General features: G+C 41.6%; 13 protein-coding genes. 12 read left to right on the top strand and 1 reads right to left on the bottom strand.

Annotation, left to right across the window (positions count from 1 at the left end; translation table 11 throughout):
* Positions 1-73 precede the first annotated feature (73 nt).
* Positions 74-745, top strand: a complete 672-nt coding sequence (gene deoC, locus ACXAF2_RS04660; RefSeq protein ID WP_475137569.1) for a deoxyribose-phosphate aldolase — start codon at positions 74-76, stop codon at positions 743-745.
* A 35-nt stretch (positions 746-780) separates the two neighbouring features.
* Here deoC and ACXAF2_RS04655 read toward each other — a convergent pair whose 3' ends face one another.
* Positions 781-1,713, bottom strand: a complete 933-nt coding sequence (locus tag ACXAF2_RS04655) for a Na/Pi symporter (protein ID WP_475137568.1) — start codon at positions 1,711-1,713, stop codon at positions 781-783.
* A 334-nt stretch (positions 1,714-2,047) separates the two neighbouring features.
* Here ACXAF2_RS04655 and rpsU point away from each other — a divergent pair, with 334 nt between their 5' ends.
* From rpsU to ACXAF2_RS04600, 11 genes are all read left to right on the top strand, one after another.
* Positions 2,048-2,221, top strand: coding sequence for a 30S ribosomal protein S21 (gene rpsU / locus ACXAF2_RS04650; RefSeq protein ID WP_032087602.1), 174 nt, complete (start codon positions 2,048-2,050; stop codon positions 2,219-2,221).
* Positions 2,222-2,235: 14 nt separating this feature from the next.
* Positions 2,236-2,682 (top strand): GatB/YqeY domain-containing protein, encoded by a 447-nt coding sequence (locus tag ACXAF2_RS04645; RefSeq protein ID WP_148995755.1) that lies wholly within the window; start codon positions 2,236-2,238, stop codon positions 2,680-2,682.
* A 335-nt stretch (positions 2,683-3,017) separates the two neighbouring features.
* A complete protein-coding gene (locus ACXAF2_RS04640) occupies positions 3,018-4,328 on the top strand; it encodes an NfeD family protein (RefSeq protein WP_475137567.1) in 1,311 nt (436 codons plus the stop codon).
* Between the two features lie 26 nt (positions 4,329-4,354).
* On the top strand, positions 4,355-5,356 hold the full coding sequence (gene floA, locus ACXAF2_RS04635) for a flotillin-like protein FloA (protein ID WP_149158058.1): 1,002 nt from the start codon (positions 4,355-4,357) through the stop codon (positions 5,354-5,356).
* Positions 5,357-5,385: 29 nt separating this feature from the next.
* The gene (locus ACXAF2_RS04630) at positions 5,386-5,850 is read left to right on the top strand and encodes a hypothetical protein (protein WP_475137566.1); all 465 of its coding nucleotides are present in this window, start codon (positions 5,386-5,388) and stop codon (positions 5,848-5,850) included.
* A gap of 56 nt (positions 5,851-5,906) precedes the next feature.
* The gene (gene yqfC / locus ACXAF2_RS04625; protein ID WP_148969724.1) at positions 5,907-6,191 is read left to right on the top strand and encodes a sporulation protein YqfC; all 285 of its coding nucleotides are present in this window, start codon (positions 5,907-5,909) and stop codon (positions 6,189-6,191) included.
* An 11-nt stretch (positions 6,192-6,202) separates the two neighbouring features.
* A complete protein-coding gene (gene yqfD / locus ACXAF2_RS04620; RefSeq protein ID WP_475137565.1) occupies positions 6,203-7,390 on the top strand; it encodes a sporulation protein YqfD in 1,188 nt (395 codons plus the stop codon).
* 3 nt (positions 7,391-7,393) lie between these two features.
* Positions 7,394-8,353, top strand: coding sequence for a PhoH family protein (locus ACXAF2_RS04615; protein WP_475137564.1), 960 nt, complete (start codon positions 7,394-7,396; stop codon positions 8,351-8,353).
* A 215-nt stretch (positions 8,354-8,568) separates the two neighbouring features.
* Positions 8,569-10,734, top strand: coding sequence for an HD family phosphohydrolase (locus ACXAF2_RS04610; RefSeq protein ID WP_475137563.1), 2,166 nt, complete (start codon positions 8,569-8,571; stop codon positions 10,732-10,734).
* Positions 10,731-11,204 carry an rRNA maturation RNase YbeY gene (gene ybeY / locus ACXAF2_RS04605; protein WP_475137562.1) on the top strand — a complete coding sequence of 158 codons (474 nt, stop codon included), beginning with the start codon at positions 10,731-10,733 and terminating at the stop codon, positions 11,202-11,204. Before ACXAF2_RS04610 ends, ybeY begins: the two co-directional genes overlap by 4 nt.
* Complete coding sequence (locus ACXAF2_RS04600; protein WP_475137561.1) at positions 11,179-11,577, top strand: diacylglycerol kinase; 399 nt, start codon at positions 11,179-11,181, stop codon at positions 11,575-11,577. The genes ybeY and ACXAF2_RS04600 overlap by 26 nt, the downstream gene beginning before the upstream one ends.
* The last annotated feature ends 103 nt before the right edge of the window (positions 11,578-11,680 follow it).

Raw genomic sequence — 11,680 nt, 5'->3', positions numbered from 1 at the left:
AAATGCTCGTCTTTTTCTCTTTGTTTTGTTATGATAAGAGAGGTACGGACAACTGTTGAAGGAGAGATAATGAATGACTACGAACATTGCAAGTATGATTGATCATACTTTACTTAAACCTGAATCAACGAAAGACCAAGTAGAAGTACTTTGCCAGGAAGCGAAAGAATTTACGTTTGCTTCTGTATGCGTTAATCCGACATGGGTACAATATTCAAGCGAATTATTAAGCGGCACTGAAGTGAAAGTGTGTACGGTTATCGGATTCCCACTGGGAGCTTCTACGCCAGAAACGAAAGCATTCGAAACAAAGGATGCAATCGAAAAAGGTGCTACAGAAGTAGATATGGTCATCAATATCGGCGCTTTGAAAAGTGGCGATCATGAGTTGGTTAAACGCGACATTGAAGCTGTTGTGGCAGCATCTAAAGGTAAAGCACTTTCAAAAGTGATTATTGAAACGTGTCTGCTGACAGATGAAGAAAAAGTGAAGGCTTGCCAATTAGCTGTAGAAGCTGGAGCAGACTATGTAAAAACATCTACAGGATTCTCTACTGGGGGAGCGACTGTGGAAGATATCGCTCTTATGAGAAAAACAGTCGGACCTGATATCGGTGTGAAAGCTTCAGGAGGCGTTCGTTCTTCTGAAGATGCTCAAGCAATGATTGATGCTGGAGCTACTCGCTTGGGAGCAAGCTCAGGTGTAAAAATCGTACAAGGTTTGACAAGCGACTCTGATTATTAATAAGAAAAAAGCTGAACGGGTATCTCGATCCTTGTTCAGCTTTTTTTTGGCTGGTGAATTCTTTCAATAAATCGGGCGAATTGATTCGCAAATGGCAACACAAAAATCGAGCATAAAATGTTAAATATGACACTGGCATGTGCCAATTGTAAATCGGGGGAGCCTGCCAAAGATCGAACCACCAATCCGAGAAGTGGAATGAGGGGGATGAAAAGAGCGACCCCAATAACGTTAAGCCATATATGAGCGTACGCCGTCAGTTTCGCTTGAATTCCTCCACCGATGCTTGCAATAAAGGCAGTAATACACGTCCCGACGTTTGCGCCAAGCATAATGGCGATTCCTGCATGAAGGTCGATGGAACCTGCTGCCAGAAATCCCATCGTAACCCCTGTCACAACGGTGCTGGACTGGATGATCGCCGTTAATACACAACCAATAAGTAGGGCGAGTACGACATGCTCGTTCACTTCTATGATATACGTGCGCAAGGATTCGTGAGTCGTTAATGGGGTAGCTAACCACTGAATCGCGCGGATCGACGTAAAGATTAACCCAAACCCGATAAATATCATTCCAGCACTTCTGATGGAAGGAGAGCGGAAAAAATATAGGATGCATCCGATGACCATGGATGGGACAATAAGGTAATTCATATCCAGTGTGAACATTTCAAGAGTGAACGTTGTCCCGATATTCGATCCAAGCATGATTCCGATAGTCTGTCTGAACGGTATCAAGCCGGATGAGGCCAGTCCCACTGTGAGGACCATAACGGCAGAACTGCTATGGATAAGTGCTGTCACGATCGTTCCTGTAAGAACACCCTTAGCGGGAGTGCTCGTTAAATAATGAAGCCATTTCTTTATTTTCTGATTGGCAATATTAAAGAGCCCTGACCTCAGCCAAGTCATCCCCAGTAAAAAACAAAAAATAAAAAAAATAAAGGCGATTCCATGTAAAATCATTCCATTCCTCCCACACACAGCCTGCTTTATATAAATGTATGGAAGAAAAGAGTGAGACATGCCTATTTATGTGACCAGTTTTATGATAAATTGTTGACCTATTACATATCATATATTATAATGGCAAAGTACATGGATTTCTTTATGTTAATAAAGAATTCATCCAAGAAAGACATACACTTTCTGTCCCCTTGTGACAATGATCCAAGGGCAAAGCCATAACCTATTGGTGAAGTAAAGGACGCTAGAAAAATCTGCGTCTTAAGAAAATGGTACAAACCATTTCTTGACTTGAACATGTAAGTGTAGTGTGTTCGGAGGGAGGGAAAGAGAGATGTCAAAAACAGTTGTTCGTAAAAACGAATCGCTTGAAGATGCTCTTCGTCGCTTCAAACGCTCAGTTTCTAAAACAGGAACTTTACAAGAGTTTAGAAAGCGCGAATTTTATGAAAAGCCAAGCGTAAAACGCAAAAAGAAATCAGAAGCTGCAAGAAAGCGTAAGTTCTAAGAGAGGGTGTAAGCATGAGTCTTCTCAATCGTTTAAATGATGATATGAAACAAGCGATGAAAAATAAAGAAAAAGAGAAACTTTCTGTCATTCGCATGCTTAAAGCCTCACTTCAAAATGAAGCGATTAAACATGGGAAACAGGAACTCTCTGAAGACGAAGAGTTGACTGTCCTTTCTCGAGAAGTGAAGCAACGGAAAGACTCCCTCCAGGAATTTCAAAACGCTGGTCGTGAAGACCTCGTTGAGAAAATTCAAACAGAACTGACTTACGTCGAAATATATATGCCGAAGCAGCTTTCAGAAGAAGAGGTCTCTGCTATTGTTCAACAGACGGTAGCGGAGGTAGGTGCTACTTCTAAAGCCGACATGGGCAAAGTGATGGGAGCAATCATGCCTAAATTAAAAGGGAAAGCCGATGGAGCTCTCGTCAACAAACTTGTTCTTCAACATTTATCATAAGATTAAAGAAACCGGAAAGCCATAATGCTTTCCGGTTTTTTTATTCGCGTCATAAAGGGTGTGCTCCATGAGGGGGAGGTTTGAAATTAAGTTGGGGAAAGGTAAAATTAAGGGTTGAAGGTTGAAAATAAACTTGAGCAAGTTGATAATGAAAAGGAAAGAATGGTTAAAAATAAGATCAGCCCATCAAAAAACATCCTTCCTTATTGAATTTTTTTACTATATTAATAAATTCCACGCCAACAACATAATATTCTTAAAAAAGTTGAAACTATTTTAATAGGTCAATCGTACATAGAGTATCAAGGAATATTACCTGAAACGAGGGGGTTGCGTTGAAAAAAGGTCTACTTATATTTTTCATGATGATTCTTGGGTTCAGTTTTCTACAGCCCTTGTTAAGCTCTGCTGAGAGTACAAAAAAAGTATACGTTATTCCTATTCACAAAGAAGTTGAAAAAGGTCTTCATGCTTTTCTGGAGAGAGCGATAAGTGATGCAGAGGAAAACAATGCCGAACTGATTGTTTTTGATATTGATACACCTGGAGGTCTGGTCACTGCAGCTGGTGATATTGGTCAGCTCCTTGACAGTGTAGAAACAAAAACGGTTGCCTTTGTGAATAATCATGCTTTATCGGCAGGTGCTTTCATCTCCCTTCATGCAGATGAAATCTATATGGTTCCAAATGGTCAAATCGGTTCTGCGGCTGTGATCGATCAAGCAGGAAATGCCGCTGATAAGAAAGCTCAGAGCTACTGGCTTTCTGCCATGAAGAGTGCCGCTGAATCAAATGGGAGAGATCCTCAAGTTGCTTTAGCCATGGCGGATGAATCGGAAGTAATCGAAGAATTGGGGATTGAAAAAGGGGAATTATTAACCCTGGGTTCAAAAGAAGCCAAGCAAGTCGGCTACTCTGAAGGCACCGTCGCGGATCTGGATGAGTTATACGAAACCCTTGGTGTCGATGAATCTTCTGTTGTAAATGTTGAAGAGACATTTGCAGAGAAACTGGCACGATTTATAACAAATCCGGTCGTGGTGCCAATCCTTCTTTCGTTGGCAAGCCTTGGATTGATTGTCGAATTGTATTCACCAGGATTTGGCATTGCCGGTTCTATCGGGTTGATTTCACTTGTATTATTCTTTTATGGACACCTGGTGGCGGGACTTGCCGGATACGAAACGATCATCCTCTTTATCATCGGAGTCGCTCTTGTCGTTGCGGAATTTTTCCTCCCTGGGGGCATTGCAGGCGGACTTGGCATCGGGGCGATACTCGCAAGTATTATGCTGGCAGGGGGCGATGTAGTGCAAATGGGAATTTCTCTTCTTATCGCTTTACTTATAGCCGTTGCGACAATGATTATATTTGTAAAGGTGTTTGGTAAAAAAATGAAATTTTTTAACAAAATCATTTTAAAAGATTCAACAAGCACAGAAAGTGGATATGTATCAAACATCAATCGATTAGAGTTGATCGGTAAAGAAGGGGTAACGAAAACTCCTTTAAGACCTTCCGGTACCGTAATTGTTGATGATGAAAGAATTGATGCAGTGACAGAGGGCGGCTTTATTAAAGCTGGCGAAAGAGTTAAGATTGTGAAAGTAGAAGGTTCAAGGATTGTTGTAAGAGACATTTCATAATTACTTAGGAGGAAAAGAATATGGTTATAGGACCAAGTACGATTTTATTGCTCGTTGCCATTGTGGTGGGAGTGATTGTATTAGCAGTTTTATTTACATTTGTACCAGTCATGCTGTGGATTTCAGCGATTGCAGCTGGAGTAAGAATCAGTATTTTCACACTAGTGGGAATGAGGTTGAGACGTGTTATCCCGAGTCGTGTGATCAATCCTTTGATTAAAGCCCATAAAGCAGGAATTACAGTAACGATCAATCAGCTGGAGAGTCACTATTTAGCTGGTGGTAACGTAGACAGAGTGGTCAATGCACTGATTGCAGCTCATCGTGCGAATATTGAACTGACCTTTGAGCGTTGTGCGGCCATTGACCTTGCTGGACGTGACGTACTTGAAGCGGTTCAAATGAGTGTTAACCCTAAAGTAATCGAAACACCTTTCATTGCCGGTGTTGCAATGGATGGAATTGAAGTGAAAGCCAAAGCACGTATTACGGTCCGTGCGAATATTGACCGCCTTGTCGGGGGGGCCGGGGAAGAGACGATCGTTGCCCGTGTAGGGGAAGGGATTGTATCCACAATCGGTTCATCCGACAATCACAAGAAAGTATTGGAGAATCCAGATCTGATATCTCAAACGGTCCTTTCAAAAGGCCTGGATGCAGGTACGGCCTTTGAAATTCTCTCGATTGATATTGCGGACGTTGATATCGGCAAGAATATCGGGGCAGAACTGCAAACAGAACAAGCGGAAGCTGATAAGAACATTGCTCAAGCGAAAGCGGAAGAAAGAAGAGCGATGGCCGTTGCCAATGAGCAGGAAATGAAAGCAAGGGTAGAAGAGATGAGAGCGAAGGTTGTGGAAGCAGAAGCAGAAGTACCGCTTGCTATGGCTGAAGCGCTTCGATCAGGCAATATCGGTGTGATGGACTATATGAACTTAAAGAATATCGACGCTGATACGGAAATGAGAGACTCGATCGGGAAACTAACCGGGGATAAAAATGATCCGAAAAATTCTAAAGATAAGTAATATCCCCTTGTGAGAAAGGAGTTTTCTCCATGGAACCTTTAATCATTGCCATACTGATCGGACTTATCACGTCGATTTTCAATAAAGTGAAAGAGTCGCCTTCAAATAAACCGGTAAGGCAAAAACCGATTCAAACGGCATCTCCCCCTCCATCCGAACCTCATGCAAGAGAGAGAGAAAGGGAGAGAGAGAGACCGGCACGGAGCAGAGTGCCGAGAGAATATAAAGAACCATTGAAAGACGCAGCCTCTTCCATTCAAAGCCGATTTGAAGAAAAGAAGAAGGAAGCGGAATCAACTTATGCAGACTTGCAAAAGAAAGAGGAGCGATATTCCCGCAGACTTGAAGCTCATCAAACAAGGGCAAATAAGATACGGGAAAAAAGTTCAACACTCAACCTTGATTTCAACAAGGAAGATGATATCATAAAAGGATTTATTTTTTCAGAGGTATTCGGACCTCCGAGATCAAAAAAACGGCATCATCAAAAATAAGAGTGATGAAACCCCTTTTCATTTCATACATATGAGATGAAAGGGGGTTCTTTTTTATGGCAAAAAGCTTTTTACAACACATGCGTAAATGGATGACCCAGAAAATGGATTTACCTGAAGATGTCATGATGGACCTTCCTCGCGTCACAATGATTGGACAAATTCATATCTATATAGAAAACCATCGTGGTCTGTTAACGTTCACAGATCGAGAGGTGCGACTTCTGCTAAAACAAGGTCAACTTTTAATAAAAGGTGAACAATTTGTCATCAAGATGATTCTTCCGGAAGAAATTCTTCTTCAGGGGAAGATCGTAGAAGTGATCTATTTAGAACAATAGGGGGGACGGATTTGAAGAATCAATGGTTCACCTTTCTAAGGGGAAAGGTATTTGTGAAAATGGAAGGCAGACTAGTGGAGAGGGTCATCAATCAATTGCTTCGGGCGGGTATCACGATTTGGAATGTGAAGAGAGCTGGAACAGAGACCATCACATTTTACTTATCCTTAGAGGATGTACATAACTTCAGAAGAGCTGTTCGGACATCCGAGTGTAAAGTGACATTTCTAAGAGGTCAGGGAGTTCCCTTTTTGTTTAAGCGCTCCCTGAAGAACTCAGGGTTCATGATTGGTGGACTTGCTTTTTTCATCATCGTGTTTTTGCTCTCCAATATGGTGTGGGACATCCAAATTAAGGGGGCGTCACCGCAAACGGAGCACAGTATAAGAAAAGAGTTGGAAGAAATGGGAGTATCTAAAGGGAAACTGCAATTCTCACTCCCGGATGTAGAAAATATTCAAAGAGAGCTATCCTACAGGATGAACAATATTACATGGGTAGGGGTGGAATTGCAAGGGACAACCTTTCACTTTCAAGTGGTTGAGAAGAACGCCCCTGAGCCTTCTGAATCTTCTGGTCTGCAGCATATTGTAGCGAAGAAGAAAGCGATCATCACTCAAATGTTCGTAGAAGAAGGAGATCCTCAGGTGAACGTCAATGATTATGTGAATAAAGGTCAGCTCCTTGTATCCGGTTTGATCGGAAATGAAAAAGATCCTAAAGGGGTCCCGGCCAAGGCGAAAATCCTGGGGGAAACATGGTATAAATCAAACGTTAATCTACCTTTGAAATCCCAGTTTGTGGTTTTTAGCGGCGATGAAAAGAGAAAGCATTATGTCGGAGTCGGCTCTTTCAATATTCCGGTTTGGGGATTCGGTAAAGTTGAGTATAAAGAGTCTATCGTGGAAGAGAACAAAAAGAACCTTCGTTTCTTGAAGTGGGAGCTGCCTATATATTACATTGATAAAAGCTTTAAAGAGAAAGAAGATGTAGAGAGAACTTATACGAAATCAGAAGCCATCGATGCGGCGAAGAAGCTGGCCAAGAGTAATTTGGAGTCCGCCCTACCAGAGGATGCAGAAGTCATAGGTGAAAAAATTTTGCAAGAAAAGGTTGAGAATGGTAAAGTTAGGGTAACAATTCACTTCAAAGTATTAGAAAATATTGCAGTAGGACAACCAATTATTCAAGGAGACTAACGAATGTCAGATGAAATCTTAATGAAATTACAACTTGAAAACCCTAATGAAGCCATCGCTTTGTTTGGTGTTTCAGATTCTCACCTTAAATTAATAGAACAGGAATTATACGTTTCGATCGTAACAAGAGGCGAAGAATTGCTGGTTTCAGGTAAGGAAGAAGATGTAAGTCTCGCTCTAGATGTTTCAGATCGACTCGTAGCTGTAATACGTAAAGGAATCAATATTGGCCAAAGAGATGTCCATTATGCACTGGAAATGGGCAAGCAAGGGACACTTGAATACTTTACAGACTTGTACAATGAAGAAATAACGAAAAATGCAAAAGGTAAATCCATCAGGGTGAAAACCCTTGGGCAGCGCCAATACATTCAGGCTATCAAAAAACACGATATGGTGTTTGGGATTGGTCCGGCAGGTACGGGGAAAACCTATCTTGCTGTGGTGATGGCGGTACATGCGTTGAAGAATGGGCAAGTAAAGAAAATAATTCTCACAAGGCCTGCTGTTGAAGCGGGAGAGAGTCTTGGCTTCCTTCCGGGTGACCTGAAGGAAAAAGTGGACCCTTATCTACGTCCCTTATATGATGCTTTGCATGATGTGTTTGGGGCTGAGCACACAGCTCGGTTGATAGAACGAGGAACCATTGAAATCGCTCCTCTTGCTTATATGAGAGGCCGTACACTGGATGATGCGTTTGTCATCCTCGATGAGGCTCAAAACACAACGAAAGCACAAATGAAAATGTTTTTAACCAGACTTGGCTTTGATTCGAAGATGATTATTACAGGAGATCGGTCTCAAGTGGACTTACCGAGGGGAAGCGAGTCAGGGCTGATTTCTTCTGAAAAAATATTAAAAGATGTAAAAGGCGTATCGTTTATTTATCTTGATCAAGCGGATGTGGTTCGTCACCCATTAGTCGCTAAAATCATCAATGCCTATGAAACAATTGAAAAGTAAAACACTAAAGAGATTGATCCAATGTGTTCGTCCCACCTGTTAATACAGGTGGGGAATTCAGGGATCAATCTTTTTTTATCGGGTTCAACATGGATAATTAAGAGAAAAACTGTTATCATTTTACATAATTGCTAGATTGTTTTTTCTTATGCTTTCTGTGAGCTCTTTATACCTTGATCTGGTTGAAATTGTACTTACATAACAGGGGGTTCTTTATGCAAACGCACCCATTTTCACTCAAAATAAGGAGCTTTCTTAGCTACCGACTCTTTACTAATCTCTTATTTGTGTTACTTGGCATTATTGTTTTTGGGGTTTTATTTGGAAATGTAAAACCGAAAACCCTGGATATCAATCTGTATGAAGAAGCTCCTACTACGATAAGGGCTCCTAAGAAATTCGTTGATGATGAGGCTACCGAGAAGAAGAAGGAAGAAGCAAAGGCTGAAGTAGCGAATGTTTATACCACGAAAGAAGGAGCGATAGACAACTCCATCTCCCTTCTTCGCTCATTGATTGAAAGTGTAAATGAAGTGAAGAAAGAATCTTCACCACAGGCAGGTGAAGAAGATGATCTAAAGCCTTCCCAAAATACCGCTATCGATGATCAGCTGAAACTTCTGAAAGCAAAATTGCCTAAGGATAAAAATAATAATATAACCAACAGTTTAAGTGATGACGTGTTAAAGATACTACTTGTGGCTTCAGAGGATGACTTGTCGCGGCTAGAAACCATCGTTTCCACACAGATGAAAATCATCATGGAAAACGGGGTGAAAGAGGAAGAACTAAACGAAGCAAAATTGAACTTAGAACAGCGGATCACCAACTACACTTTCGAAGGTGATTTATCCACTGCTGCCGTCAAATTGGGGAAAGTCGCTTTGGAGCCGACACTTTACTATGATGCTGAAAAAACGGATGAGTTAAAAAAACTTGCCGAGGCGAATGTACAAAAGGTCGAAATTATCGAAGGCGGCGTCATCGTGGAAGATGGGGAAATGATCACCTCTAAAAAATACAGTATCCTGAAGTCGTTGGGTATGGTGGAAAATACGTTCTCCTTCCGCCCATACATTGGATTGGCGCTCTTTGTGCTTGTGGTGATCAGTTCATTGTATTATTTCTTCTACACATTGGAAGTAACCGAGGAACGAAAACAAAATTATTTAATCCTCACGAGCATCGTGTTTGTGATCTCACTCTTAATCATGAAGATTGTGGGACTCATAGAGCAGTTGGAAATCAATGATATAGCCTTTATATTCCCTGCAGCGTTCACCGGGATGATACTGAGGATCTTACTGAATGAGCGGATCGCTATGATGATGGTGTTTATCCTTTCTGCGTGCTCGAGTATCGTATTTCATCAGCAGTTTTCAGGATCAATCGATATTGAAATTGCGATATATACGCTATTTAGTGGCGTATCCGGAATTCTTTTCCTGGTGAACCGTAATCAGCGCTCCAATATATTAAGAGCGGGGATTTACGTAGCGCTTGTGAATATTTTGATCCTCGGGTTCTTGATTCTATTAAGCGGAACCTCATATTCGAACAGTGAATATGTGTATTATCTCGTGTTTGCCCTGGTATCGGGAATCAGTTCCTCTATATTAACAATCGGTTTTCTGCCGTTTTTCGAGGCAGGGTTTGGCATACTTTCTTCCATGAGGCTGGTAGAACTTTCAAGCCCTACACAACCATTATTGAAGAAGCTGCTGACTGACGCACCTGGTACATATCATCACAGTGTCATGGTAGCGAATCTTGCAGAATCTGCATGTGAATCCATTGGTGCAAACGGACTATTAGCGAGAGTCGGCTGCTACTATCATGATGTCGGAAAGTCAAAAAGGCCACACTTTTTTATAGAAAATCAGCTTAATATGGAAAATCCTCATGATCGGGTCTCGCCTGAGACGAGCAGGGATGTTATTATAAGTCATGCTTCAGATGGTGCAGACATGCTGCGGAAGCATAAGCTGCCAAAGGAAATCGTCGATATTGCCGAGCAGCATCATGGGACAACCTTGTTGAAATTCTTTTATTATAAGGCTAAGGAACAAGGGAAAGATGTTAAAGAAGAAGATTATCGATATCCCGGTCCCAAACCACAAACAAGGGAAGCGGCCATTATTAGCATTGCGGATAGTGTAGAAGCGGCTGTCAGATCGAAGAAATCACCCACGCAGGGAGAGATTCAACAGCTTGTTCATTCCATCGTACAAGACCGCCTGCAAGACGGTCAGTTTAACGAATGCGATATTTCATTGAAGCAATTAGAAACAGTCAAGAAGTCTCTTTGTGAGACTCTGAATGGAATCTTTCATCCGAGAATAGAATATCCGGAACTTAAAGCAAAAGGAGAAGAAGCATGACATTATTGATCGACTTTATTGATGAAACTGAAAAATTATCCGAAGAGGAAACAAGTTTGGTGCAAAACATCTTGAACTTTGCGGCAAAAAAAGAAGAGGTCGAAGATGACAGCGAAGTGTCGGTTACGTTTGTGACGAACGAAAGGATTCAGGAAATTAACCGTGAATACCGCCATAAGGACCAGCCGACGGATGTCATTTCCTTTGCTCTTGAAGAACTGGGAGAGGACGAAGTCGAAATAGTAGGTGGTCAAATTCCCCGGGTACTCGGTGATATCATCATATCCATCGATCGAGCCAAAGAGCAGGCTGAAGAATACAATCATTCATTTTCCCGTGAACTGGGTTTTCTTGCTCTTCACGGATTCCTGCATTTATTAGGCTATGATCATATGGAAGAAATGGATGAAAAGAAAATGTTTCAGAGACAAAAGGATATTCTAGATGAGTATGGACTCAAAAGGGACTAAGTTCGGCCTATTCAGGTTCTTGAAGTCTTTTGGATATGCGGCAGATGGGATTAAATCTGTATGGTCCACGGAGCAGAATTTCAGGATTCACTCATGTGTAGGGATCATTGTTTTTATCTTAGGGTATCTGCTTTCCGTATCTACCATGGAATGGATCATCCTGATCATATTGGTGTTTTCCGTACTGGCACTTGAAACCATGAATACGGCTATCGAAAAGGCAGTGGATCTCTCAATTTCAGACTACCACCCCTTGGCGAAAGCGGCAAAGGACCTTGCTTCGGCGGCTGTCTTACTCTTTGCCGTTTGTACAGCGATTGTGGGTGCCATTATATTCATCCCAAAGCTGCTTGGACTTATCACTGCTCTTTAATGAGACTCAGAGAAGATAAGAATACCTTAAAAACAAAGGCTGTAGGAGAGAAATTGAACGATTTCTTTCCCGCAGCCTTTAATTCATTTGAAAACGTTCTTAT

Source organism: Rossellomorea sp. ABR4_004, assembly GCF_056159585.1.
Note: the sequence above shows the minus strand (reverse complement) of the source record. Positions and strands in the feature narration are given on the sequence as shown.

What these genes read in the sequence shown, in the direction of transcription:
- ACXAF2_RS04630 (WP_475137566.1), top strand. Translation starts at nt 5,386, where the DNA reads ATGGAACCTTTAATCATTGCCATACTGATCGGACTTATCACGTCGATT.
- rpsU (WP_032087602.1), top strand. Translation starts at nt 2,048, where the DNA reads ATGTCAAAAACAGTTGTTCGTAAAAACGAATCGCTTGAAGATGCTCTT.
- yqfC (WP_148969724.1), top strand. Translation starts at nt 5,907, where the DNA reads ATGGCAAAAAGCTTTTTACAACACATGCGTAAATGGATGACCCAGAAA.
- ACXAF2_RS04615 (WP_475137564.1), top strand. Translation starts at nt 7,394, where the DNA reads ATGTCAGATGAAATCTTAATGAAATTACAACTTGAAAACCCTAATGAA.
- ACXAF2_RS04600 (WP_475137561.1), top strand. Translation starts at nt 11,179, where the DNA reads ATGAGTATGGACTCAAAAGGGACTAAGTTCGGCCTATTCAGGTTCTTG.
- ACXAF2_RS04645 (WP_148995755.1), top strand. Translation starts at nt 2,236, where the DNA reads ATGAGTCTTCTCAATCGTTTAAATGATGATATGAAACAAGCGATGAAA.
- ybeY (WP_475137562.1), top strand. Translation starts at nt 10,731, where the DNA reads ATGACATTATTGATCGACTTTATTGATGAAACTGAAAAATTATCCGAA.
- ACXAF2_RS04655 (WP_475137568.1), bottom strand. Translation starts at nt 1,713, where the DNA reads ATGATTTTACATGGAATCGCCTTTATTTTTTTTATTTTTTGTTTTTTA.
- deoC (WP_475137569.1), top strand. Translation starts at nt 74, where the DNA reads ATGACTACGAACATTGCAAGTATGATTGATCATACTTTACTTAAACCT.
- ACXAF2_RS04610 (WP_475137563.1), top strand. Translation starts at nt 8,569, where the DNA reads ATGCAAACGCACCCATTTTCACTCAAAATAAGGAGCTTTCTTAGCTAC.